This window comes from Leifsonia tongyongensis (genome assembly GCF_010686705.1).
Taxonomy (GTDB): Bacteria; Actinomycetota; Actinomycetes; order Actinomycetales; family Microbacteriaceae; genus Diaminobutyricibacter; species Diaminobutyricibacter tongyongensis.
In genome coordinates this window covers 217,307-241,761 of sequence record NZ_JAAGWY010000003.1, presented here as the reverse complement: position 1 = coordinate 241,761, position 24,455 = coordinate 217,307, and the positions used below count along the sequence as shown (strand labels likewise).

The 24,455-nt window shown below is 68.3% G+C and carries 20 protein-coding genes; 11 read left to right on the top strand and 9 right to left on the bottom strand.

What is annotated here, in order from left to right:
- Positions 1 to 5: 5 nt before the first annotated feature.
- Together G3T36_RS14575 and galU are read right to left on the bottom strand one after the other, a co-directional pair.
- Positions 6 to 668: a GNAT family N-acetyltransferase gene (locus G3T36_RS14575; protein ID WP_163290541.1), complete on the bottom strand. Its 663-nt coding sequence runs from the start codon at positions 666 to 668 to the stop codon at positions 6 to 8.
- Between the two features lie 35 nt (positions 669 to 703).
- Positions 704 to 1,669 carry a UTP--glucose-1-phosphate uridylyltransferase GalU gene (gene galU / locus G3T36_RS14570; RefSeq protein ID WP_163290540.1) on the bottom strand — a complete coding sequence of 322 codons (966 nt, stop codon included), beginning with the start codon at positions 1,667 to 1,669 and terminating at the stop codon, positions 704 to 706.
- Positions 1,670 to 1,703: 34 nt separating this feature from the next.
- On the opposite strand from galU, the gene G3T36_RS14565 reads away from it, so the two are divergent.
- The 3 genes from G3T36_RS14565 to mscL are packed head-to-tail and all read left to right on the top strand — an operon-like array spanning position 1,704 to position 3,109.
- Positions 1,704 to 2,285, top strand: coding sequence for a 5-formyltetrahydrofolate cyclo-ligase (locus G3T36_RS14565; RefSeq protein WP_163290539.1), 582 nt, complete (start codon positions 1,704 to 1,706; stop codon positions 2,283 to 2,285).
- Between the two features lie 57 nt (positions 2,286 to 2,342).
- Complete coding sequence (locus G3T36_RS14560; RefSeq protein ID WP_163290538.1) at positions 2,343 to 2,660, top strand: FmdB family zinc ribbon protein; 318 nt, start codon at positions 2,343 to 2,345, stop codon at positions 2,658 to 2,660.
- A gap of 20 nt (positions 2,661 to 2,680) precedes the next feature.
- Positions 2,681 to 3,109 carry a large conductance mechanosensitive channel protein MscL gene (gene mscL / locus G3T36_RS14555; RefSeq protein ID WP_163290537.1) on the top strand — a complete coding sequence of 143 codons (429 nt, stop codon included), beginning with the start codon at positions 2,681 to 2,683 and terminating at the stop codon, positions 3,107 to 3,109.
- A gap of 203 nt (positions 3,110 to 3,312) precedes the next feature.
- On the opposite strand, the gene G3T36_RS14550 is transcribed toward mscL, so the two are convergent.
- The 4 genes from G3T36_RS14550 to G3T36_RS14535 form a co-directional block, all read right to left on the bottom strand.
- The gene (locus G3T36_RS14550) at positions 3,313 to 3,510 is read right to left on the bottom strand and encodes a hypothetical protein (protein WP_163290536.1); all 198 of its coding nucleotides are present in this window, start codon (positions 3,508 to 3,510) and stop codon (positions 3,313 to 3,315) included.
- Positions 3,511 to 3,662: 152 nt separating this feature from the next.
- Entirely contained in the window at positions 3,663 to 7,430 is a 3,768-nt protein-coding gene (locus G3T36_RS14545) for an AAA family ATPase (protein WP_163290535.1), read from the bottom strand.
- A 57-nt stretch (positions 7,431 to 7,487) separates the two neighbouring features.
- A complete protein-coding gene (locus G3T36_RS14540) occupies positions 7,488 to 8,774 on the bottom strand; it encodes an MFS transporter (protein WP_163290534.1) in 1,287 nt (428 codons plus the stop codon).
- Positions 8,771 to 9,439, bottom strand: a complete 669-nt coding sequence (locus G3T36_RS14535; protein ID WP_163290533.1) for an ArsR/SmtB family transcription factor — start codon at positions 9,437 to 9,439, stop codon at positions 8,771 to 8,773. Before G3T36_RS14535 ends, G3T36_RS14540 begins: the two co-directional genes overlap by 4 nt.
- 94 nt (positions 9,440 to 9,533) lie before the next feature.
- Between G3T36_RS14535 and G3T36_RS14530 the strand changes: the two genes are divergently transcribed.
- The 5 genes from G3T36_RS14530 to gap all read left to right on the top strand — a co-directional run bounded on the left by G3T36_RS14530 (position 9,534) and on the right by gap (position 15,565).
- Positions 9,534 to 10,991, top strand: coding sequence for an MDR family MFS transporter (locus G3T36_RS14530; RefSeq protein WP_163290532.1), 1,458 nt, complete (start codon positions 9,534 to 9,536; stop codon positions 10,989 to 10,991).
- Positions 10,992 to 11,111: 120 nt separating this feature from the next.
- Positions 11,112 to 11,909: a FadR/GntR family transcriptional regulator gene (locus tag G3T36_RS14525; protein WP_163290531.1), complete on the top strand. Its 798-nt coding sequence runs from the start codon at positions 11,112 to 11,114 to the stop codon at positions 11,907 to 11,909.
- 25 nt (positions 11,910 to 11,934) lie between these two features.
- Entirely contained in the window at positions 11,935 to 13,365 is a 1,431-nt protein-coding gene (locus tag G3T36_RS14520; RefSeq protein WP_205245068.1) for an alpha-hydroxy acid oxidase, read from the top strand.
- 83 nt (positions 13,366 to 13,448) lie between these two features.
- On the top strand, positions 13,449 to 14,396 hold the full coding sequence (locus G3T36_RS14515; protein WP_163290530.1) for a GlxA family transcriptional regulator: 948 nt from the start codon (positions 13,449 to 13,451) through the stop codon (positions 14,394 to 14,396).
- Between the two features lie 173 nt (positions 14,397 to 14,569).
- The gene (gene gap / locus G3T36_RS14510; RefSeq protein WP_163290529.1) at positions 14,570 to 15,565 is read left to right on the top strand and encodes a type I glyceraldehyde-3-phosphate dehydrogenase; all 996 of its coding nucleotides are present in this window, start codon (positions 14,570 to 14,572) and stop codon (positions 15,563 to 15,565) included.
- 79 nt (positions 15,566 to 15,644) lie between these two features.
- Here gap and guaB1 read toward each other — a convergent pair whose 3' ends face one another.
- A complete protein-coding gene (guaB1, locus tag G3T36_RS14505) occupies positions 15,645 to 17,084 on the bottom strand; it encodes a GMP reductase (protein WP_163290528.1) in 1,440 nt (479 codons plus the stop codon).
- A gap of 136 nt (positions 17,085 to 17,220) precedes the next feature.
- On the opposite strand from guaB1, the gene G3T36_RS14500 reads away from it, so the two are divergent.
- Positions 17,221 to 21,099, top strand: coding sequence for a multifunctional oxoglutarate decarboxylase/oxoglutarate dehydrogenase thiamine pyrophosphate-binding subunit/dihydrolipoyllysine-residue succinyltransferase subunit (locus G3T36_RS14500; RefSeq protein WP_338031592.1), 3,879 nt, complete (start codon positions 17,221 to 17,223; stop codon positions 21,097 to 21,099).
- Positions 21,100 to 21,253: 154 nt separating this feature from the next.
- Positions 21,254 to 22,036, top strand: coding sequence for a VOC family protein (locus G3T36_RS14495; protein ID WP_163290526.1), 783 nt, complete (start codon positions 21,254 to 21,256; stop codon positions 22,034 to 22,036).
- Between the two features lie 23 nt (positions 22,037 to 22,059).
- Here the strand turns inward: G3T36_RS14495 and G3T36_RS14490 are convergent, their stop codons facing one another.
- Both G3T36_RS14490 and G3T36_RS14485 read right to left on the bottom strand, forming a co-directional pair.
- Positions 22,060 to 22,305, bottom strand: coding sequence for a zf-HC2 domain-containing protein (locus G3T36_RS14490; RefSeq protein WP_163290525.1), 246 nt, complete (start codon positions 22,303 to 22,305; stop codon positions 22,060 to 22,062).
- On the bottom strand, positions 22,302 to 22,895 hold the full coding sequence (locus G3T36_RS14485) for a sigma-70 family RNA polymerase sigma factor (protein WP_193571234.1): 594 nt from the start codon (positions 22,893 to 22,895) through the stop codon (positions 22,302 to 22,304). Before G3T36_RS14485 ends, G3T36_RS14490 begins: the two co-directional genes overlap by 4 nt.
- 150 nt (positions 22,896 to 23,045) lie before the next feature.
- Here G3T36_RS14485 and aroA point away from each other — a divergent pair, with 150 nt between their 5' ends.
- A complete protein-coding gene (gene aroA / locus G3T36_RS14480) occupies positions 23,046 to 24,419 on the top strand; it encodes a 3-phosphoshikimate 1-carboxyvinyltransferase (RefSeq protein ID WP_163290523.1) in 1,374 nt (457 codons plus the stop codon).
- Positions 24,420 to 24,455: the final 36 nt, after the last annotated feature.

Below are 24,455 nucleotides of genomic sequence, written 5' to 3'. Positions count from 1 at the left end.
GTGTGTCACCGATCGCGCGCGACCGGAAGCGGGATGGCCGCCGCAGCGCGGTCCTCCGCCGAAACGGTCGCGGCATCCTGCGGCGCCTGCCCGTCGAGCCACCGGCGGAGGACGCCCTGCGTCAGTTCTTCCGAGACCAGCCCGAAACAGAAATGGTCGCGCCAGTCCCCGTTGATGTGGATGTACCGGCGGCGGAGCCCCTCGTAGCGGAACCCGAGCTTTTCGACGACGCGCAGGCTGGGCGCGTTCTCCGGGCGGATGCAGATCTCCATGCGGTGCAGGCCGAGCTGGTAGAAGCAGTAGTCGGTGGCCAGGGCGACCGCCGTCGGCGTGATGTTGCGGCCGGCGAACTGCTCGGCGATCCAGTAGCCGATCGTCGCCGACGACAGCGACCCGTACGTGATCGACGAGACGTTCAGCTGGCCGGCGAGCTCCCCGTCGTACTCGACGATGAACGGCAGGCCGTGGCCGGCGCGCGCGTTGTTCTGGAGCGAACGGATGCTCGACCTGGTGTCGAACGCCATCGGGGCGTACGGGCTCGTGGCCTCCCACTGCCGCAGCCAGCTCCGGTTGTCGAGCAGCGAGCGCTCGAGTGCGCGCGCGTCGCGCAGGCGGATCGGCCGCAGCCCCACCGAACCCTCGCGCAGGGTCGGAACAACGATCGACACTGACGGACCTCTGACCTCTCTTTATGGCCGATCGCTCAGCGACCGGTGTCCACGCCGTCGCCGACCGGCACGGGCAGCTCCTCGACGATGTCGTCCGGCTTGGGGTTGTCGTCCAGGCCGTCGACGAAGGTCCGCAGCCAGGGCCGCAGCGCAGGTCCCAGGTCTTCCCGGTCGACGGCGAGCTGGACGATCGCCTTGATGTAGTCGAGCCTGTCGCCGGTATCGTAACGGCGACCCCGGAAGACGACGCCGTAGACGCCGCCGGTCCACTCCGGAGCCTGCGCCATCTTCTGCAGCGCATCCGTCAGCTGGATCTCGCCGCCCTTGCCGGGCTCCGTCTTCTCCAGCACGTCGAAGACCTCGGGGCGCAGCACGTAACGGCCGATGATCGCGTAGTTCGACGGGGCGTGCTCGCGGTCCGGCTTCTCGACCAGCCCGGTGATGCGTACGACGTCTTCCTCGTCTGTCGCCTCGACCGCCGCTGCACCGTAGAGGTGGATCTGGTCGGGGTCGACCTCGAGAAGCGCGATCACCGTCGCGTTGCGTGCCTCCTGCACGTCGAGCATCCGCTTCAGCAGAACATCGCGGCTGTCGATGATGTCGTCGCCGAGGAGCACAGCGAAGGGTTCGCGGCCGACGTGCATCTTGGCGCGCAGCACAGCATGCCCGAGCCCCTTCGGGTCACCCTGGCGCACATAGTGCATGTCGGCGAGATCGGTGGAGTACATGACCTTCTGCAGGCGCTCGATGTCGCCCTTCTGCTTCAGGGTGGCCTCGAGTTCGGTGGCGCGGTCGAAATGGTTCTCGAGCGCGTTCTTGTTCCGGCCCGTCACCAGCAGCACGTCGTGGAGGCCCGCTTCGACGGCCTCCTCGACCACGTACTGGATGGCCGGCTTGTCGACGACGGGAAGCATCTCCTTCGGCATCGCCTTGGTCGCAGGAAGGAATCTGGTGCCGAGCCCCGCTGCAGGAATAACTGCCTTGGTCACTTTGATTGCCATGTTGGACAGGTTATCGGCATTTAGGATGACGTACATGGACTCGGATGCAGGCAACCGCAAGCGCGCACTGCGTGCCGAACTCCGCGAGCGACGACGCAATCTGACCGGTCCGGAACGCGATGCGGCGACCGCCGGGATCACCCGCAACCTCGTCGATCTGGCCACCGACCTCTCCGCGCAGTCGATCGCCGCCTACCTCTCGACGACAGCCGAGCCGAACACCCGCCCGTTCCTCAACTGGGCGCACCGTCAGGGCATCCGCGTTCTCCTCCCGATCAGTCGCGAAGACGGGCTGCTCGACTGGACGACCGGCGACGGCGAAAGCGAGACCGAGGGCCTGTATGGGCTGCCCGAACCGGTCGGCGGCCTGCTCGGTCCGATCGCCATCAACGACGTCGACCTCATCGTCGTCCCCGCCGCGGCCGTCGACCAGACCGGGATGCGCATGGGCTGGGGCCGGGGCTATTTCGACAAAACGCTCGGCAGCATGGAAAAATGTCCCCCTGTATACGCCGTACTGTTCGATGCCGAACTCGTCGACGAGGTTCCCCGCGAGAAACACGACCAGCCGGTCGACGGCGCGGTCACCCCGACACGGATCGTCCAATTCACGTGAGCGTGCCGCCGGCGAGTTCGACGGCGTCCAGCAACACCCCTGAAAGCCGAGGCTGAAGTGCCCACCTATTCCTATAAGTGCCCGACCTGCGGGCACGCCTTCGACATCCAGCAGTCGTTCACCGACGACTCGCTCACCGACTGCCCGAACTGCGGCGGCGCGTTGCGCAAAGTGTTCAGCGCCGTCGGTGTGACGTTCAACGGGTCGGGCTTCTACCGCACCGACTCCCGCCCGGGCGGCGCGCCCAAGGATGCCGGAACCGGGTCGCCTGCGCCCGCTGCGACGCCGGCATCCGCCCCCGCACCTGCGGCGGCATCCTCTTCGTCCACCTCGACTTCCTCCACGCCGGCAAAAAGCACCACCTCCGCGTCCTGATTCGACGAGAAGGAGCTCTCATGCTCAAAGGGTTCAGGGAGTTCATCCTCCGTGGCAACGTCATCGACCTGGCTGTCGCCGTCGTCATCGGCGCAGCCTTCACCGGTGTCGTCAATGCGGTCGTCAACGGGATCTTCAACCCGCTGATCGGCGCCTTCTTCCAGGCCGACAGCCTGAACAACCTCGGCGTCATTCAGATCGGGCACGGCAAGGTCCAGCTCGGGCTGGTTCTGGGTGCGGTCATCCAATTCCTGATCGTCGCGGTCGTCGTGTATTTCGTGTTCGTCTACCCGATCAACCTCGCCAAGGAGCACGCCCAGAAACGCCGCGAGACCGGCGTCGTGGATGCCGAGGCACCCGTAACCGAGCTCGACCTGCTCACCGAGATCCGCGACCTGCTCGCACGCGACCAGGCGCCCGCCGGCGGCAAGCACACCCCCGACGCCTGAGCCCAGCTTCCCGCTGCCCCAGCGCACTCCGTATGTTCGACCGCACCCGTACGTACGCGTGCGGTCGATGCCAACGAGTGCGCGCGCTGCCAACGAGTGCGGTGCGGCGCAACGCGCGCGGGCGCAACGGGTGCCGCACAGGTGCGGCGCAACTGGTGCGGCGCAACGGGGGCGCAACGCGCGCGGCGCAACGCGCGCGGGCGCTACCAGTGCGGCGGGACATCTCCCTTGAGGCGCTCGTCGTTCGAGTCGGAGGTGTCGCCCCAGGCGCGGTCGGTGTCCTCGCCGGCACGAACCGGCGCATCCGCCTGCTTCGGCACCTTCTGCGGCGTCGGGTCGGTGCCCGGCGCGGCAGGCAGCTGCGCGCGCCGCGCTCCGCGTCGCACCGGCTTCTGGCTCATCCTTCAAGCGTAACCGCGCCACCCGGGTCCAGCATCCGCCCGCGATTCGGCAAAAGACGTCAGTCGCGCTGACCGCTAGAACCCGCGCGGGCTGGCGGCGCGGATCCCGGCCGTCCCTCCCAACAGACCGGGCAGACCGGGCGGACCAGCCCTCAGACGGCGACGGGGATGTGGATGGGCGCCGTCTCGGTGCTCGCATCCGTCACGCCGATCAGGCGGGCGATCCGCACGGCCACGGCGTCCGGGTCGGCGAACAGCTCGAAGCTGTGCACCCGGAGGTAATGCCAGCCGAGCCGGCGCAGCACCTCCGGACGCAGCCGCAGCGACTCGCGCAGGCTCCCCTGGTTGACAACCGCGTCCGTCTCGATCGCGACCGCGCGCCCCGCGTGCGAGGCGACCAGCGCCAGCTTGCCGCGGTAGCCGAGCCGCACGGTGAGTCCACGGCGCTCGAGTCTCTTGGCCAGGTCGACGAGCATCGGTTCGCTCTCCTCGACCATGAATTCGGCGGACTGGATCGCATCCGCTTCACTCAGCACCTGCGCGAGCGCGACGATCCCGTGCCGCATCCTCGAGTCGTCGATGTCGTCGGGCGCGAAGCACGAGACGATGTCCATCGAACGGCGGGCACGCGTCATGCCGACCGCGAGCAGCCGTTCGCCGCCCGGCTCCGCGAGCGCTCCGAAGTTGGAGAGCAGACGACCGTGCGGGGTGCGGCCGTAGCCGATCGAGAAGATCACCCGGTCGCGGCTCTGCGCGACCGACTGCTCGAGGGTCACGACCGTGAACGGCTCAGCGCGGTCTTTCAGGATGAAGTCGGCCAGGTCGCTGCGGGACGCGAACGCCGCCAGCACCGCCTGGTGCACGCGCACCGCATGACGGGCGCTGGCCGTGATGACCATCAACGACTCACGCGGACGGTTGAGGGCGTGGTCGAGCACGAGGTCGACGACTTTGGACACTTCGGCGTCGACGCTCTCGACGGCGCCGCTGTCGGCATCCGGCATGCCGTGGCCGCCCTCGACGTAGTTGAGGGTGAGGCTGCCGTGCCCGAGGAAGGTTCCCGCCCACGGCAGCGAGTCGATCTTGCCGCCGTAGAAGCGCCTGTTGACCAGGTCTGCGAGGTCTTCGCCGCCGGCCCGGTAGCTCCGGGTGAGCGTGAACACAGGGAGCAGTTCGCTCAGCTGGGCGAGAGCCGAGTCGGCGTGCAGCCGGTCGACGTCGAGGTCGGCCTGCTCATCCGGAAGCTCGTGGAGCCCGATCTCGAAGGGCGAGGGCGTCTGGGTGACCGGGTCACCGAATGCGACGACCTGGCGCGCACGGCGCACCACACCCACGTTCTCGGCCAGGCTCGACGCGCCCGCATCGACGATGAAGACCGCGTCGAAGCTGAGTTCCGTCGAGATCGCCGGCACGTCGTACGGTGACGCCAGCCATACCGGGGCAAGGGCACGTGCCAGGTGCGGCGCGACGGAGTTCAGGGTCGCGGCGTTGAGGGTCTCGGCCGTCGCGCGCTCGCCTTTGAGGAGCCGGCGCAGGGCTGCTGCCTCGTCCGGCCAGTCGACGACGCCGATCTTCCAGGTCTCGGCGAGCATCCACGCCAGCTGTTGCCCGGTCGCCGACGCATGGGCCTCGTCGACCAGCCGGAAGTCCGCCTCGAGCCGGTCGAGCACGCCGGTGTTGGCGTTCAGGAGCGCGCGGTCGCCCGCGAGCAGCGTCTCGAGCACCGACTGCCACCAGGCGAGCTCGAGTTCGGCGCTCACCTGGCTCTCGGGAACATGACGCTCCGACAGGTCGGCCAGCAGCGGGTCCAGGTTGCGGTCGCGCAGCGAAGCGAGCAGCGCCGTGCGTTCCTGCAGGTTGGCGAGCACTTCGGAGTCCGCCGCGAGCCCCGCCATCTGCGAGGTCAGCTGGGCGATCGGGAGCACCGCCAGCGAGTACGGCGTTCCGACCCGGCGCAGCGGGATGTCGAGGCGGGCGAGATCTTCGGCGACGCGCTGGTAGGCGACCATGACATCCGCGATCCCCACCGGAACCTCGGGGACCACTCCCGCGGCCGCGAAACGCTGCCACAGGATGCGCTGCTGCTGGATGCGCCGCAGGCATTCGTTCAGGTCGGTGACGTGAACGCCGGGACGGACGTATTCGAGCGCCAGTTTGCGCAGGCGACGCCGGTTCGCGCCCGACATGTTCGGCGCGTCACGACGGTTCGAGGTCGCGGCGATCAGTTCGGCGAGCGAACGGTCGTAGACGGACGGCTGGAACTTGTCGAGCGTCTCGCGCACGTCGAGCAGGAGTCGCAGGTAGACGCCCAGTTCGGCGATCGACTCGAAGGGGCGCATCCGCGTCTGCCCGATCAGGGTGTTCGCGCGGTCGAGCAGGCGCGGGAGCTCCGCACGGTTCAGCTTCTTCGCGAGTTCGTGCGCCGCATTGCCTTCGGCCGTCGTGGCGAAGGAGGCCCCGTACCAGGGCGAGTCGTTCGGGCCGTAGCGGAACTCGCCGAGACGCGCGGCCTTGATGAGCGCATCGGCCGCATCCGACCTGTCGGTCGCGAGCAGTTCGATCGACAGCCTGTCGAGTCGTGCCGTCGTCGACGGCGGGGTGGGCAGGAGCGCGAGGCGCGAGAGTTCGTGGATGGCGTCGAGCACCGAGACGCCGAGTGCCGGATCGCGCCGCACCAGCGCGTGGCGGTAGTCGAGCAGCACCTTGCGGAGGCGGACGAGCGCATCATCGACCTCGGTGACCCGCGGTTGCGTCGCCTTCTCGTTGCGCCCGATCGACTGGATGACGTCGCGGCGCAGCGTGCGTGGCGTCACGGCGAGGCCGGCGAGCCCGACCTGGCTCAGCCGGTGGGCGATGTCGTCGAGGCTGGAACGCCGCGGGCTGACCACGAGCACCCGCTTGTGCTGAGCGACGAGAACACCGATGGCGTTCACGATCGTCTGGGTTCCGCCCGTGCCCGGCAGCGTCTTGACGACGAGCGAGTTGCCTGCGCCGATCTGGGCGACGACGTTCTCCTGCTCTTCGTCGGCGTCGAGCAGCAGCGTGTCCGTCGCGGGCGGCCGCTCGTCCTGCCCGACCGTCTCGGCGGGGCGGTACGCCTCTTCGATGGTGCGGCGGGCGGATGGGTTTCCTGCGAGCGCGTCGAGCACCGGGCTGTCGAGGTTCTCGGCGTCCGCGCGCATGCCGCTGGCGACATCCGCGAAGGACGACACCACGAGCCGGGGCTGGACGTTGAACCAGGCGAGGTGGGAGGTGAGCCCCCGCAGCCGATCGATGACCGGCTGGGGCTTGAAGACGCCGTTGGTGAGCGCGAGGGCGACGAACGCCTGAGCGTCGAGCGTGATCTGGAACTGCTCGGAGAGCGCACGGGCGAGTTCCGGGTTGAGGAACGGCTGGCCCTTCAGCTTCAGCTCGAAGTCGCGCCCGTACCGGCGGATGGCGAGCGGACGCAGCAGGATCGGCGCCATGAACTCGTCGCCGCCGTGCCTCCACTGGGCGAGACCGATCGCCAGGTGCACGGATTCGATGCCGCGCACCGACCGCAGCTCGATGCCTTTCGACGTGATCGCGTTCGCCGCGAGGCGGGCGTTGCGCAGGGCCAGTTCGTCGCGGATGAGACTGGAGAGGAGCGTGCTCTGCCCGGTGATGAACTGAGGGAGGCCGCCGGGATGGGTCGAACTCAGCTCGATCCGCGTTCGTGCGTTGTCGTCGAAGTGGAGCAGGGGTGACCGGCCCCCGACGTTCTCGAGCTCTTCGCGCCAGCGTCGCCACACCGGCTCGGCGATGTTGCCCGCGACCACGTTGGGGTCTCCCAGGCTCAGCTTGTGAGGCTCGGTGGAGTTCCGGGGGTTGAGGGCGTCGTCGGTCCGGGAATCCGACGTCACGTCGTCCTCCTCATGTCTTCTGTCGAGTCGCCACACACGGCCACCATACGTGCCCGGTGGCGGATTTCCCCGGCAATCAGGCCGAGTTTCGCGCTACTGGGCGCTCGGCGGCCCTGCGGGCGTCGCAGGATCGGCGCCCGGCGCCGACCTGCGCCCGAGGAAGGCCAGTCCGATCAGTCCGCAGAGGATGTACACGGTCGCCTGGCCGTTCAGGATGGTCACCACGTCCACATGCTGAACGAGCAGCCCGGCTGCGAGCAGTCCGAGGCCCTGTGCAGCGCCGCCGAGAGTCTGCACGCTGGCGATGACCCGGCCAAGCGCATCCGGTGGCGTCACCTTCTGAACGATCGTGATCTCGCCTGCTGTGGTCGCCACGGCCGGGATGCCGACCACGATGAACAGCGCCACGTACACGCCGATCGCTGTCGTCACCGAGTAGAGGTTCCAGGTGAGCATGGAGATCGCACCGAAGAGCACGAACCCCCAGCCGACCAGCGCCCGCGGTGAGACCCGGCGGATGAGCACGCCGACCAGCAGGCCGCCCGCGACTCCCCCGATCGCCTGCACACCACGGAGCAGGCCGACGGCCGTGTCGCCCGCGTCGAGCTGCTGGACCACGTACACGATGAACAGCACGAGGAAGATGCCCTGGGCGAACTGGCCGAGCAAGGTGAGGACGGCGATCGTGCCGAGCGGCCGGGTGCGCCGGATCGTGGACAGGCCGTCCACCCACTGGTGGAGGAAGTGGATGCGCGGCAGCGGCCCGTCCGCGGCCTCAGCGGGTGCGGGAATCGGCCGGCTCGCAGCGACGAGTATCGCGCTGACGACGTAGGTGGCCGCATCCACCATGACCACCCCGGGCAACCCGACCGTCGCGAAGGCGAGACCGCCGAGCGGGGAGCCGATCAGGCGGGCGAGATTCTCGCTCACCGCCATCAGGGAGTTGCCCGTGCCGAGCTGGTCGGGTTCGACCAGGCGCGGGACGAGCGCCTGCCGTGCCGGGTTGAAGAGCGCCGCCAGGCACGCTTCGACCGCTGCGACGATGTAGACGATCCAGATGTGCTCGGCCGACGCGAAGAGGAGGGGCAGCAGGAACAGTCCCTGCAGCAGGTTGACGACGATCATCGTGCGTCGGTGGTCCCAGCGGTCGACGAGCACACCGAGGAAGCTGCCGAGCACGAGAGCCGGCAGCAGTTCTGCGAGGAAGACCGTGGACGCGCCGAGCGCCGAACCGGTCACGGCGAAAGCGAAGAGCGGCAGCGCGATCATCAGCAGCCAGTCGCCGGCGTCGGAGACGAAGCTGCTCGACCACACGAGGGCGAAGTTCCGCTGCCGGAGCGGTGAGCGCTGCCGCTTGGCTGCGGGGAGGGTGTCGGTCATCGCTCGCCGTCTTTCGGGGTCGGGTTGGTGAGGTGTGCGGCCGCGGTGCGCAGCGCATCCGGATGCAGGAAAGCGTTCAGGGTCAGCGCAACGACATCGCTGTCGGCGGGGGCGTCGGCGCGGGTCAGGCCGATGTAGGGGCGGATGAGCGCGTCGAGCTTCTCGCCGAGCGCCTTGAGCTCATCCGGGGTCAGGCGCAGCGAATACCCGGAAAGCATGGTCGCGTCGCGCCACGCGGCAGGGATCTCGTCACGTTGCGCGACTGCCCGGTGCGCGAGGTTCGCCTCGTCGTCGATCTGCCGGTCGACGAGCAGGCGTTCCGCGGAGTCGATGCCGAGCGCGGTCGCTGCGTCTCCCCCCTGCGCAGCGCTGGCCCCGAACTGCAGCCCTGTCGCCGTGCTGCGCCACGGGTGCTCGCGACCATCCACCGGCTCCACCGACTCGACCAGTCCGAAGCGTGCGAGCGAGCGGAGGTGGTAGCTGCAGTTGGATGCGGTCGAGCCCACGACCTCCGCACACTGGCTCGCCGTCTGGGCACCGAACGACATCAGGTGGTTGAGGAGCGCGAGGCGCAGCGGATGCGCGAGGGCACGGAGTGCGCGCACATCCGTGACCTCGCGGCGTACTTCGGGGCGCCCGCTGTCTTCGGGAGATGTGAAAGACATGTTTCACATTATGCATGCCCGGCTCACGGGAATGCAACAGGAACGCGTACGTTGTTCTGAGAGTCCGATCCGCCGGCAAGCCCCCAGGAGGCCCATGTCCACCGCCGTACGCGAAGGGGTCGGGTTCCGTTCGGAGCGCGGGCCGGTGCTCATCGCCCTCATGCTCACGACGGGCCTCGTCGCCATCGATGCGACGATCCTCGCGACCGCGGTCCCGTCGATCGTCGCCGACCTCGGCGGGTTCTCCCAATTCCCGTGGCTCTTCTCGGTCTACCTCCTCGCCCAGGCGGCCTCCGTGCCCGTCTACGCGAAACTCGCCGACACAGTCGGCCGCAAACCGATCGTCCTGATCGGCATCTCGCTCTTCCTGCTCGGCTCGATCCTCTGCGGGTTCGCCTGGAGCATGCCGGCCCTCATCGCCTTCCGCGTCGTTCAGGGCCTCGGCGCGGGCGCGGTGCAGCCGATGGCGGTCACCATCGCCGGCGACATCTACACCGTCGCCGAGCGCGCGAAGGTGCAGGGGTACCTCGCGAGCGTCTGGGCGATCTCGTCGGTCGTCGGCCCCACGCTGGGCGGCATCTTCTCGCAGTTCACCTCCTGGCGCTGGATCTTCTTCGTCAATGTGCCGTTGTGCATCGTCGCGGGGTGGATGCTCATCCGCAACTTCCATGAAAGCATCGAGCCCCGCCGCCACCGCATCGACTATGCGGGGGCCGTGCTGCTCACAGCCGGGATGAGCCTCCTCATCCTCGCCGTGCTCGAGGGCGGCCAGGCGTGGGCCTGGGACTCGGTGCAGAGCATCGGCGCATTCGTGCTCAGCGCCATCCTGCTCGTCGCCTTCGTGCTCGTCGAACGGCGCGCGGCCGAGCCCATCCTGCCCCTCTGGATCTTCTCGCGGCGGCTCCTGGTGACCACGACCCTGATCTCGCTCGGCGTCGGTGCCATGCTCATCGGGCTGACCTCGTACGTGCCCACCTACCTCGAGGGGTCGATCGGCGCGGTGCCGGTCGTCGCGGGCCTTGCCGTCGCGGCACTCACGATCGGATGGCCGATCAGTGCGGCCCTCTCCGGCCGCTTCTACCTGCGTATCGGCTTCCGCAACACCGCCCTCGTCGGTATGGGTATCGCGATCATCGGCGCGATCAGCCTCGTGCTGACATCGCCGCATCCGAATGTCGCCTTCGTCGCGATCAGCTGTTTCATCATCGGACTCGGAATGGGACTCGTCGCGACCCCGACGCTCATCGCCGCGCAGTCGAGCGTGCCGTGGAACGAACGCGGCGTCGTCACCGGCACCAACCTGTTCGCCCGCTCGATCGGCAGCTCCGTCGGTGTCGCGATCTTCGGCGCGATCGCCAACGCGATCATTGCCGGCTCCGCAGGCGGCGAACACGACCCCGGGACGGTGGAGGCGGCCGGAGGCGCGGTGTTCCTCTCCGTCGCCATCGCCGCGATCCTCACGATCGGCGCGGGCCTCGCCATGCCGAAGGGGCGGGTCGAGGACATCGAGGTGGTGCGCCCGGCGGTGCAGCCCGACGAAGGCACCGCCTGAGCCGTAGCAACCCGTAGCGGCGGGCGCCGTGATGCGTTAGTCTGTGGTCGGACCACATGTGGTCTGACCACACCGAGGCCACGTGCCTCACCCCACCGCAGCCCGCCCGAAGGAGTCAGCATGACCGCCGACGACCGCCGCGCGTGGGAACAGGTGCTCTCCCACATCGAGACGCAGCTCGTTGAAGGGCGACTTCAGCCCGGCGATCACCTTCCTCCCGAGCGCGCCCTGGCCAGTGAGCTCGACGTCGGGCGGTCGAGTGTGCGCGAAGCCGTGCGCGTGCTCGAGGTCATGGGGCTCATCCGCACCCAGACGGGCTCGGGGCCGAACTCCGGTGCGATCATCGTGGCCCGGCCGAACGGCGGCATGCAGGCGCTCATGCGACTTCAGGTCGCGGCGAACGGGTTCCCCGTCGCCGACGTCGTGCGCACCCGGCTCCTCCTCGAGACGGCCGTCGTCGGCGAACTCGCCGACCGCGCGCCGGCCCGCGACGGCGAAGAGGGTTCCGTCGAGCTCAGCGACGCCGTCGAACTCCTCGACGCGATGGATGCGCCCCACCTGACTCCGCGGGAATTCCTCGCCCTCGACGCCCAGTTCCATCTCGCACTCGCCGTCGCCGCCGAAAACCAGGTCGTCTCGGCCATGATGGCCGGCCTCCGCACCTCCATCGAGGGCTATGTGCGCGCCGGCGCCGAGCGCCTGCCCGACTGGGAGGGCATGGCCGCCCGCCTCCGCGGCGAGCATCGCGGCATCCTGTCGGCCATCCGCTCGGGCCACGCCGACCTCGCCCGCACGCTCGTCCACGACCACATCACCGACTACTACCGCGACTCGCGCCTCACCTCCGACCGACACGCACCGACCTTCAACGCACCGACCGCGCCAATCGCACCGATCGCCACGACCGTCACGACGTGACCGAACCCAGACAGGAAAAGCCCCCATGGTTGAACGCCGCATCCCCCGCCCCCGTGATCTCGCGCCACTGATGAGATTCAAGAAGCCGGAACTCGACGCCAAAAAGCGGCGCCTGGATGCTGCGCTGACGATCTCCGACCTGCGGGCGATCGCGAAACGCCGCACGCCCAAGGCTGCGTTCGACTACACCGAGGGCGCCGCAGAGGCCGAGATCTCGCTCGCCCGTGCCCGGCAGGCATTCGAGGACATCCAGTTCAACCCGTCGATCCTGCGGGACGTGTCGACCGTCGACACCACACGTGAGGTGCTCGGCGCACCCGTCGCGCTCCCCTTCGGAATCGCCCCGACGGGCTTCACGCGGATGATGCAGACCGAGGGCGAACGTGCCGGCGCGGCTGCGGCCGGTGCGGCAGGCATCCCCTTCTCGCTCTCGACCATGGGCACCGCCTCGATCGAAGACGTGAAGGCCGCGAATCCGAACGGACGCAACTGGTTCCAGCTGTACATGTGGAAGGATCGCGAACGCTCGATGGCACTCGTCGAACGCGCAGCCGCTTCCGGGTTCGACACCCTTCTCGTGACGGTCGACGTCCCGGTCGCCGGTCAGCGCCTCCGCGACACCCGCAACGGGATGACCATTCCGCCGACCCTGACCCCCAAGACCGTCGTCAACGCCATCCCGCGCCCGGCCTGGTGGATCAACTTCCTCACGACGGAACCCCTCGCGTTCGCGTCGCTCGATCGCTGGTCGGGCACGGTGGCGGCCTTGCTCGACTCCATGTTCGATCCGACGGTCACGTTCGAAGACCTCGCCTGGATCAAGGAGCAGTGGCCGGGCAAGCTCGTCGTCAAGGGCGTGCAGAACGTCGACGACGCGAAGAAGCTCGCCGCCATGGGCGTCGACGGGATCACTCTGTCGAACCACGGCGGACGCCAGCTGGACCGCGCCCCCATTCCGTTCCACCTGCTGCCCGAGGTCGTCCGCGAGGTCGGGCGCGACACCGAGGTCCACCTGGACACGGGCATCATGTCCGGTGCCGACATCGTCGCCGCCATCGCCCTCGGCGCCCGGTTCACGATGATCGGGCGCGCATACCTGTACGGGCTCATGGCCGGCGGACGCGAAGGCGTCGACCGCACCATCGCGATCCTGTCGGGCCAGATCGCCCGCACGATGCGCCTCCTCGGCGTCGCGTCCCTGGACGAGCTGAACCCCGGCCACGTGACACAGCTCGCGCGGCTGACTCCGCTCGCGCCCGCTGCGGCCCGTGCGGCGGATGCGGCGGATGCCGTCGCCGCCACCCCGGCACGTCGCGCCCCGGTGAAGCGCCCAGCGTCCGCGGCTGCGGCGACCGCACGGGCCACGACGAAAGCGCCGAAGGTCGGCACGACCGCGAAGCCGGGCACGACTGCGAAGCCGGGCACTTCTGCGAAGCCGCGGACTGGTACAGAATAGGCGCGGAACCGCCGACGAGCGCATCGGCGGAGCCGAACCACGGTCGCGCCGAGCAGCTGAGCTTTCGAGTCGAAGGAGACCCGATGAGTCGCACCGACCACCACGTCGCCGTCCTGGTTCTCGAGGGCGCGAAACCGCTCGATGTGGGCATCCCGGCACAGGTGTTCTCCCATCGGCCGAGCATGCCGTACGACGTGCGCGTATGCGGTGCGGCTCCGGGTCTCGTGAGCGGCGGGGACGGCCTCTCGTATCACGTCGCCGACGGGCTCGAAGCGCTCGAACTCGCCGACACGATCTTCATCCCCGGCTATCGGGAGCCCGTCTCCACCGAGCCACCCGCATCCGTCGTCGAGGCACTGAAGACTGCGCACGAGCGCGGGACACGGCTCGCCGCGATCTCGACCGGAGCGTTCGCCCTGGCTGCGACGGGGTTGCTCGACGGAAAGCGCGCCACCACCCACTGGCACTACGCGCAGGCGCTGGCTGAGAAGCATCCGCTCGTGAAGGTGGATGAGAACGTGCTGTTCGTCGACGAGGGCGACGTCCTCACCTCCGCAGGTGCCGCATCCGGAATCGACCTGTGCCTCCACCTCGTCCGGCGTGATCACGGTGTCGGGCTGTCCAACCACGTCGCTCGGCGTCTCGTCGCAGCGCCGTATCGCAGCGGCGGTCAGGCCCAGTACGTTCCGCGGAGCATGCCGGAACCCCTCGGGGACCTGTTCGCGAGCACGCGCGAGTGGGCGCTCGCACATCTCGCCGAACCGCTGACCCTCGAGGTGCTCGCCCGACATGCACGCGTCTCCGCGCGTACGTTCTCGCGGAGGTTCATCGAAGACACGGGCTACACACCGATGCAATGGGTCCTTCGCGCCAGGGTCGACCTCGCCCGTGAACTGCTCGAGCGCACCGACCTCGGTGTCGAGCAGGTCGCCGACCGGGTCGGCCTCGGGACCGGCGCCAACCTGCGGATGCATTTCCAGCGCATCCTCGGCACCTCACCGACGGAATACCGGCACACCTTCTCGGCCTGAGCTGCCTGGGCGAGCGAGCGGCCCGAGCGTCTTACTCGTCCTGCGCTCTGGCGGGAACCTTGCGTTCTCTGTCCGCACTGATGGCCGGATTCTTGCGCATGCTGTCGTTCAGGCCACTTTCCGCGTCTCCTCCCGCGAGCGAACATGGACGGCAGAACGAAAGGAACCCCTCAATGACCCGCATCGCCGTGAACGGATTCGGCCGTATCGGACGCAACACCCTCCGAGCTCTGCTCGAGCGCGACAGCGACCTCGAAGTCGTCGCCGTCAACGACCTGACCGCACCCGAGACGCTCGCACACCTGCTCGCATACGACAGTTCGATGGGCCGACTCGGTCGTCCGGTCGAGGTCGACGGAACGGACCTCATCGTCGACGGTCGGCGTATCATCGTGCTCGCCGAACGTGAGCCGGCCAACCTGCCGTGGGCTGAGCTCGGGGTCGACATCGTGCTCGAGTCCACCGGCCGCTTCACGTCCGCTGACGCTGCACGCGCCCACCTCGATGCCGGGGCCAAGCGGGTCCTGGTCAGCGCCCCTTCGGATGGTGCGGACGTCACCCTCGCCTACGGCGTCAACACGGATGCGTACGACCCGAGCACGCATGTGATCGTCTCCAACGCCTCCTGCACCACGAACGCCCTGGCCCCGCTCGCCGCCGTGCTGGACCGGCTCGCGGGAATCGAACACGGCTTCATGACGACGGTCCACGCGTACACGCAGGAGCAGAACCTGCAGGACGGCCCGCACCGCGACCTCCGCCGGGCACGTGCCGCCGCTGTGAACATCGTTCCGACCACGACCGGTGCGGCCAAGGCGATCGGTCTCGTCCTGCCCGGCCTGGACGGAAGGCTCTCCGGCGACTCGATCCGCGTTCCCGTCCCGGTCGGTTCGATCGTCGAGCTGAACACGACCGTCGCACGAGACGTCACCCGCGACGACGTCCTCGCCGCGTATCGTGAGGCTGCCGACGGGTGGCTCGCGGGCATCCTCGACTATTCGGACGAGCCCCTCGTCTCGAGCGACATCACCGGCCAGCCCGCGTCGTCCATCTTCGATGCCGCTCTCACGCGGGTCGACGGGAGGCACGTCAAGGTCGTCGCCTGGTACGACAACGAGTGGGGATTCTCCAACCGCGTCGTCGACACGCTCGAGTTGCTCGCGCGCTGACCGGGGTCGGCGCACTACTTCGTTCCGAGCGCACTACGTAGACCTAGTGCGCTCGGACGAAGCTAGTGCGGGATGCGCCTCACCAGCTGACGGGAAGCGCCTTGCCCTCTTCGTACCCGGCGGCCGACTGGATGCCGACGAGAGCCCGGTCGTGGAACTCCACGACACTCCGCGCACCCGCGTATGTGAACGAACTCCGCAGGCCTGTCGTGATCATGTCGAGCAGGTCCTCGACCGACGGCCGGAGCGGGTCCAGGTAGATCCGCGAACTGGAGATGCCTTCGGCGAACAGCGTCTTGCGCGCAAGCTCATACGCATCCAGCCGCTCGAAGCGCTGCTGCACGGCCTTCGTGCTCGCCATCCCCCAGCTCTCCTTGTAGAGCGCACCGTTCTCGTCACGGTCGAGGGTTCCGGGCGCTTCGATGGTTCCGGCGAACCACGAACCGATCATGACGGATGCGCCACCAGCGGCGAGCGCGAGCGCGACGTCCCTCGGGTACCGCACCCCGCCATCCGCCCACACGTGCGCGCCCAGTTCGCGCGCCGCCGCCGACGCTTCGAGAACCGCCGAGAACTGGGGCCGGCCCACCGCCGTCATCATTCGCGTCGTGCACATGGCTCCCGGTCCGACGCCGACTTTGAGGATGTCGGCTCCGGCTTCCACGAGATCGCGCACGGCCTGGTCGGTGACGACGTTTCCTGCGACGATCGGAAGACCGAGCCCGAGACCCTTGACGATCTCGATGGCGCGGCGCATGCCCTCTTGATCACCGTGCGCGGTGTCGATGACGATGACGTCGACTCCAGCCGCGGCGAGCGCTTTGGCCTTGCCACCGACATCCCCGTTGATACCGACGGCCGCAGCGACCCGCAGGCGCCCGTGCGCGTCGACGGCGGGCTCGTAGATGGTCGACCGCAGCGCGCTTCGCAGGCTGAGCGTGCCGATGACTCGACCGTGCTGCAGAACCGGCGCGAATTCGAGTCCGGCGGCACTCATGACCTCGAACGCGGCACGGCCGTCGGGAATGTCGTCGGCGTCGAGGGACGTGAGCGCGCCGTGCAGGAGGTCGCCGAGCCGCGCATCCGGAAGTGCCGTCCCGAGCTGGGAGGCGGAGAGACAGCCCAGGTACTCGCCGGACTGGTCGCGGATGACGATGCCGTGCCCTTCGACGGCGGGAACACGCCGCAACGCGGCGGCGACGGTGTCGTCCGGCGCCAGCACATACGGCGTGTCGAAAGCGACCGGCTGTGCTTTGACCCAGCGGATGGCGTCGTCCAGGTCTTGCAGGTGCATGTCCTGCGGAAGCACGCCGAGCCCACCACGCCGGGCCAGGGTCGCAGCGAGGCGCTTACCTGTGACGCTGTTCATGTTGGACGAGACGATGGGGATGGTCGCACCGGTGCCGTCGCCCGGGGCGAGCGAGACATCCAGGCGGCTCGTCACGGATGAGCGGGACGGGACGAGGAACACATCGGAGTACGTCAGATCGTGGCTGGGGGTCGTCCCATAGAACTGCATGAGAATAACGCTATCCCGATACCCAGTCGCCCGCAGCCCTCCGGCAATGGGATTAGGCTTGAGCACTGGACAGAAAAGGGTGGCCACGAGCCACCCGATCGAATGCGAAATCAATGGAGAGAGTGGGCGATCGGCTGTGTCGAGCCAATTGACCGGAGTGGGAACCGACGACGGATCCTCGGGCGAATTCGGAGCCAACGAGTGGCTCGTGGACGAACTCTACGAACAGTTCATCGTCGACAAGAACTCGGTCGACAAGTCGTGGTGGCCGATCCTGGAGACCTACCACCCGACCGTGAAAGACGACAGCGCGTCGGCGCCGGCCACCTCCACGGAGCCGATTGCGCCGACACCGAGCGAACCGACCGTGCCGACCCCGGCGGAACCGACGATCCCGGCACCGACCGAGCCGAATCCGCCCGCACCGGCTGAGCCGTCGACGCCGATCGCACCCGAGACCGCCGCACCCCCCGTCGAGCCACGTCCGGTGACGGCACCGATCCCGGTGATCGGCGCCCAGCCTGTCGCACGCACGACGTCGATCGCACCGAAGCCCCAGCCGGTCCCGGCCGATGCACCCGTCACCGCCCCCCAGCCGGTCATCGACACCGCCGCGAAAGAAGAAGAGGTCGCCCCGCAAGACGTTGTGACGCCGCTGCGCGGCCTCTCCAAGGCGCTGGCGACGAACATGGATGCGAGCCTGTCGGTACCGACGGCCACCAGCGTCCGCACGATCCCGGCGAAGCTCCTCATCGACAACCGCATCGTCATCAACAACCACATGCGCCGGGCACGCGGCGGCAAGGTGTCGTTCACGCACCTGATCGGCTGGGCACTGATCCAGGCGCTCAAGGAGTTCCCGAGCCAGAACGTCTACTACGACGAGGTCGACGGCAAGCCGTCGGTCGTCGCACCCGCACACGTCAACCTGGGCATCGCGATCGACCTGCCCAAACCGGACGGCACCCGCGCCCTCCTCGTGCCCAGCATCAAGCGCGCGGACACGATGGGCTTCGGCGAATACCTCGCGGCATACGAAGACCTGGTCACGCGAGCCCGCACCAACAAGCTGACCGCGACGGACTTCGCCGGCACGACGATCTCGCTCACGAACCCGGGCGGCATCGGCACCGTGCACTCGGTCCCCCGCCTGATGAAGGGCCAGGGGGCGATCATCGGAGCCGGAGCGCTCGAGTACCCTGCCGAGTTCCAGGGCGCGAGCGAGCACACACTCACCGAGCTCGCGATCGGCAAGACGATCACGCTGACGAGCACCTACGACCACCGGGTCATCCAGGGCGCAGGTTCGGGCGAGTTCCTCAAGATCGTGCACGAGATGCTGATCGGCAAGCGCAACTTCTACGAAGACATCTTCGCGGCGCTGCGCATCCCGTACGACCCGATCCACTGGGCACCCGACATCAGCGTCGACCTGGCGAGCGCCGTCGACAAGACGGCGCGCGTACAGGAGCTGATCAACGCGTTCCGCGTACGCGGGCACCTCATGGCCGACATCGACCCGCTCGAGTACGTCCAGCGTTCGCATCCCGACCTCGACATCGCGAGCCACGGCCTGACGTTCTGGGACCTCGACCGCGAGTTCGTCACCGGGCAGTTCGGCGGCGACAAGCGCCAGATGCTGCTCCGCGACATCCTCGGCGTCCTGCGCGACTCCTACTGCCGCACGATCGGCATCGAGTACATGCACATCCAGGACCCGGCACAGCGCCGGTGGATCCAGGAGAAGGTCGAGCGCAAGTACGAGAGTCTCGACCACGACGAGCAGCTGCGCATCCTCGGCAAGCTGAACGAGGCCGAGGCCTTCGAGACGTTCCTGCAGACCAAGTACGTCGGCCAGAAGCGCTTCAGCCTCGAGGGTGGCGAGTCCACGATCGCGGCCCTCGACACCATCCTCCAGGGTGCGGCGGAGGAAGGTCTCGACGAGGTCGCGATCGGTATGGCGCACCGCGGTCGGCTCAACGTCCTGACGAACATCGCGGGCAAGACGTACGGCCAGATCTTCCGCGAGTTCGAGGGCACCCAGGACCCGCGCACCGTGCAGGGCTCCGGCGACGTGAAGTACCACCTCGGGACCGAGGGTACGTTCAAGGGCGCGAACGGCGAGGAGATTCCGGTCTACCTCGCTGCGAACCCGTCCCACCTCGAAGCGGTCGACGGTGTGCTCGAGGGCATCGTCCGCGCGAAGCAGGACCGGCGCCCCGCGGGCACCTTCCTGACGCTGCCGATCCTGATCCACGGCGATGCCGCGATGGCCGGCCAGGGCATCGTGATGGAGACGCTCCAGCTGTCGCAGCTGCGCGCCTACCGCACGGGCGGCACCATCCACGTCAACATCAACAACCAGGTCGGGTTCACCACCTCCCCGTCCGAGGCGCGTTCGTCGGTGTATTCGACGGATGTCGCGAAGACGATCCAGGCGCCGATCTTCCACGTCAACGGCGACGACCCCGAGGCCGTCGTGCGCGTCGCGCAGCTGGCGTTCGAGTACCGCCAGGAGTTCAAGCGCGACGTGGTCATCGACCTGGTCAGCTACCGCCGCCGCGGACACAACGAGGGCGACGACCCGTCGATGACGCAGCCGCTGATGTACAACCTCATCGAGGCCAAGCGCAGCGTCCGCAAGCTCTACACGGAGGCCCTGGTCGGACGCGGCGACATCACGCAGGACGAGTTCGAGCAGGCGCACCGCGACTTCCAGGAGCGCCTCGAGCGCGCCTTCATGGAGACGCACGCGGCCCAGACCAACTCGATGCCGGTCATCACGGCGGATGCGAAAGCGGTCGCCGACCTCGAACGGCCGGCAGCCCAGCAGCACGAGGACGGCGCGGGCGAACCGGAGACCACGGGGGTGAGCGACGCGGTCATCCGACTCATCGGTGACGCGTTCAACAACCCGCCCGAGGGCTTCACGGTGCACCCGAAGCTGCAGCAGCTGCTGACCAAGCGCCTCGACATGAGCCGCAACGGCGGAATCGACTGGGGCTTCGGCGAGCTTCTTGCGCTCGGCTCACTGCTGCTGGAAGGCACGCCCGTGCGCATGGCGGGCCAGGACACCCGTCGCGGCACATTCGTGTCGCGTCACGCCGTGCTCCACGACCGCAAGAACGGCCAGGAGTGGCTGCCGCTCGCGAACCTCAGCGACAACCAGGCCAAGTTCTGGATCTACGACTCGCTGCTGAGCGAGTACGCAGCCATGGGCTTCGAGTACGGCTACTCGGTCGAGCGACCGGATGCACTGGTGCTGTGGGAAGCGCAGTTCGGTGACTTCGCGAACGGCGCACAGACGATCATCGACGAGTTCGTGTCATCGGCCGAGCAGAAGTGGGGCCAGCGCTCGTCGCTGGTGCTGCTGCTCCCACACGGTTACGAAGGCCAGGGCCCTGACCACTCCTCCGCGAGGATCGAGCGGTACCTCCAGCTGTGCGCGGAGAACAACATGACCGTCGCACGTCCGTCGACCCCGGCGTCATACTTCCATCTGCTTCGTCGCCAGGCGTACGCCCGGCCGCGCAAGCCGCTCGTCGTCTTCACCCCGAAGGCGATGCTCCGCCTCCGCGGTGCATCGAGCGATGTGCCCGACTTCACCTCGGGCAAGTTCGAGCCGGTGATCGACGACGCACGGATCACCGACCGCGGTGCGGTACGCCGTGTCCTCCTCATGGCGGGCAAGCTCTACTACGACCTGCTGAACGAGCTCGAGAAGAACCCGAACCCGGAGATCGCCCTCGTCCGCGTCGAGCAGTACTATCCCCTGCCGGCGACCCAGCTCAAGCAGGTCGTCAACTCCTACCCGAACGCCGAACTGGTGTGGGTGCAGGACGAGCCCGAGAACCAGGGCGCCTGGCCGTACATGATCCTGGAGACGTCGAAGCTCGGTTCCCGTCCCCTCGGCGTGATCTCCCGCGCACCGTCGGCTTCACCGGCCGCAGGGTCGGCGAAGCGTCACGCGCAGGAGCAGGCGCAGCTCATCCAGCGGGCCCTCACGCTCCAGTAGCAGGCCCGGCACGACAGACGACAGGCCCCGGACAGCACGTCCGGGGCCTGTCGCGTGCGGCCCTTCCTCACGTGGGCGGTCGGTCATAGGCTGGCGGAGGGCATCCGATCGGTGCCATCGCGTGGCCGGGTCGACCCGGCGGTAGGGAGACGACATGCCCGTCCTGACAACCCACCGACTCGGCGAACCGTGCTGGGTGGACTTCATGAGCAACGACGTCGCGGCCTCGCGCGACTTCTACACCGCACTCTTCGGCTGGGAGCCCCGGGTGTCGGACGACGAGCAGTACGGCGGCTACATCACGTTCCACAAGGACGGACACAACGTGGCAGGCCTTGGTGGTGCGATGGGCGGCTCCGACGCACCGGACGCGTGGATGACCTACCTGCTGGTCGAGGACTCCGAGGCGACCGAGGCGTCGGTCGTCGCCGCCGGCGGCCAGGTCTTCGCACCGACGATGACCGTCGGTGATCAGGGCAGGCTCGCGGTCGTCGCCGATCCGGGTGGCGCGGTCATCGGACTCTGGCAGGCCGCCGAGCATCGGGGCTACGAACTAGCCGAGGAGGCCGGGTCGGTCGTGTGGCACGAGCTGAACGCCCGCGATTTCGACGCCCAGCTCGGCTTCTACACGGACACATTCGGCTGGCAGCCCGCTGTGCTCAGCGACACCGAGGACTTCCGTTATGTGACGTTCGGCCCCTCGCCGGACAGCCCGGTCGGCGGCGTCTACGACGCAGCGGCGGTCCTTCCGGCCGGAATGCCCTCGAGCTGGCTGGTGTACTTCGGGGTCGACGATGTCGACGCCAGTGCAGCACGGGTCATCGAACTCGGCGGCGCGGTCGTGCGCGAACCGTGGGACAGCGAGTTCGGGCGGTTCTGCCAGGTCACCGACCCCACGGGAGGCTTCTTCGTCCTCAGCTCGGTCATGGCCGACTGAGGCGCCTGACGCCGATCGAGCGCTCAGACGGAGTGCGCCTGGAGCTCGCGGATCTTCAGCAGCACCTGGGCCCGGAGGACCTCCGGCGCGGTCTCCTTGCATGCCCGCTGCACGACCTCGGTCAGCACCACACCCATGTGGGCTTCGTGGTTGCAGTCGGCACAGTGCTCGAGATGCTCGCGGATGTCTGCAGCGTCTTCGTTGCAGAGCTCGTTGTGCAGGTACTCCTCGAGGTCCTGTTTGGCTTTGTCGCAGCCGCAGTCGGTCATTTCGCGCTCCTGGGTGTCTGCACGGCCGAGAGTCCCCGCTCGTGCGCATAGTCAGTCAACAGTTCCCGCAGCATTCGGCGACCGCGATGGAGGCGGCTCATCACAGTGCCGATGGGGGTCTTCATGATGTCGGCGATCTCCTGGTAGGAGAATCCCTCGACGTCAGCGAAATACACGGCCATCCTGAAGTCTTCGGGAATGGCCTGGAGAGCGTCCTTGACGGCGCTGTCCGGAAGGTGGTCGATCGCCTCGGCTTCAGCCGAGCGCGTGGTCGACGCCGTCGTCGACTCCGCGCCGCCGAGCTGCCAGTCCTCGAGCTCGTCGATGGTGCCCTGGTACGGCTCGCGCTGCTTCTTGCGATACGTGTTGATGAAGGTGTTGGTGAGGATGCGATACAGCCACGCCTTCAGGTTCGTTCCCTGCTCGAACTGGCGGAACGCCGCGTACGCCTTGACGAACGTCTCCTGCACGAGGTCCTGAGCGTCGGCGGGGTTGCGCGTCATGCGGAGGGCCGCCGCGTACAACTGGTCCATGTACGGGAGTGCCTGCTCTTCGAAGAGGGATCCGAGATCTTCTGGTGCGGTGGTCATCACGGGCCAGTCTAGTTCTGCCAACAGGGCGCGTTCTGCGAGTTCCGAGGGACGCTCAGCTGTGAGAACAGCGGTTGCCGTCATGCTCAGTCCGTCCTTCCTCTGGTTCTACGCCTCTCCCGCGGCCGATCGCGGATAATCTTGACAACAATGCTGATCTCGAAATATTCCGCTCCGGACTTCGACCCGTACGGCGACAGGGCGTCCGCCAACCCCGACGTGCCGTGGCCCGCGCCGGTCGCAGACGGCCCCCTCCGGGCATCCGTCGCGCTGCCCGGCTCGAAGTCGCTGACCAACCGCGAGCTCGTCCTGGCGGCACTCGCCGACGGACCATCGCTGCTCCGGTCGCCCCTGCATTCCCTCGACAGCGAGAACATGGTGCAGGCGCTCCGTGCGCTGGGAACGGTCATCGAGGAGCGACCGGGTTCCGGTCCGTTCGGTGCCGACCTCCTGGTCACCCCGGCCGACGAGCTGTTCGGCAGCACGACGATCGACTGCGGCCAGGCGGGCACGGTGATGCGGTTCGTTCCACCGGTGGCCGGTCTCGCTCTGGGGCCGACCACGTTCGACGCAGACGATTCGGCTCGCGGTCGCCCGATGAAGACCATGATCACGGCGTTGCGCGCCGTCGGCGTCGACATCAACGACGACGGCCGTGGAAGCCTGCCGTTCACCGTTCACGGCACGGGGCGGGTCGGCGGCGGCTCGATCACCATCGACGCGTCCGCATCCAGTCAGTTCGTGTCGGGCCTGCTGCTGTCGGCGCCGCGTTTTGACGACGGGCTGCACCTGGTCCACGAGGGCGAACGGCTCCCGAGCCTCCCCCACATCGAGATGACGATCGCGGCCCTCGCCGCGCGCGGGGTCACGGTGGCGTCGCCCGCGGTCGGCGAATGGATGGTGTCCCCCGGCTCGATCCGGGCGACCGACATCGCCATCGAGCCCGACCTCTCCAACGCCGCACCGTTCCTCGCGGCCGCCCTCGTCGCCGGTGGAAGCGTCACCATCACGGGATGGCCGGCCACGACGACGCAGGTCGGTGCGGATCTCGCCGACCTCCTTCCACTGCTCGGGGCCACGGTCGAACGCAGTGGGGACCGCCTCACCGTCTCGGGCGACGGCGCAGCGGCCGGCGGCATCCGCGGAGTCGCACTCGACCTCACCACGGGCGGAGAACTCGCCCCGGCCATCGTCGCGCTGGCCGCCCTCGCGGACGGGCCGAGCGAGATCACCGGCATCGGCCACATCCGCCACCATGAGACGGACCGCCTGGCCGCACTCGCCGCCGAGATCAACGGGCTGGGCGGCGACGTCACCGAGCTCGAGGACGGCCTCCGGATCGTGCCACGACCTCTCCACGGCGGCGTCTGGCGCAGCTACCACGACCACCGCATGGCCACAGCGGGCGCGATCATCGGCCTCGCTGTTCCCGGTGTCGAGATCGAGAACGTCGCGACGACCGCGAAGACGCTCCCCCAGTTCACGCAGCTGTGGCAGGCGATGCTGACGGAAGGCGCCCCGTGACCTGGCGGGCGCCGACCCGGCGGGCGCCGACGTGGT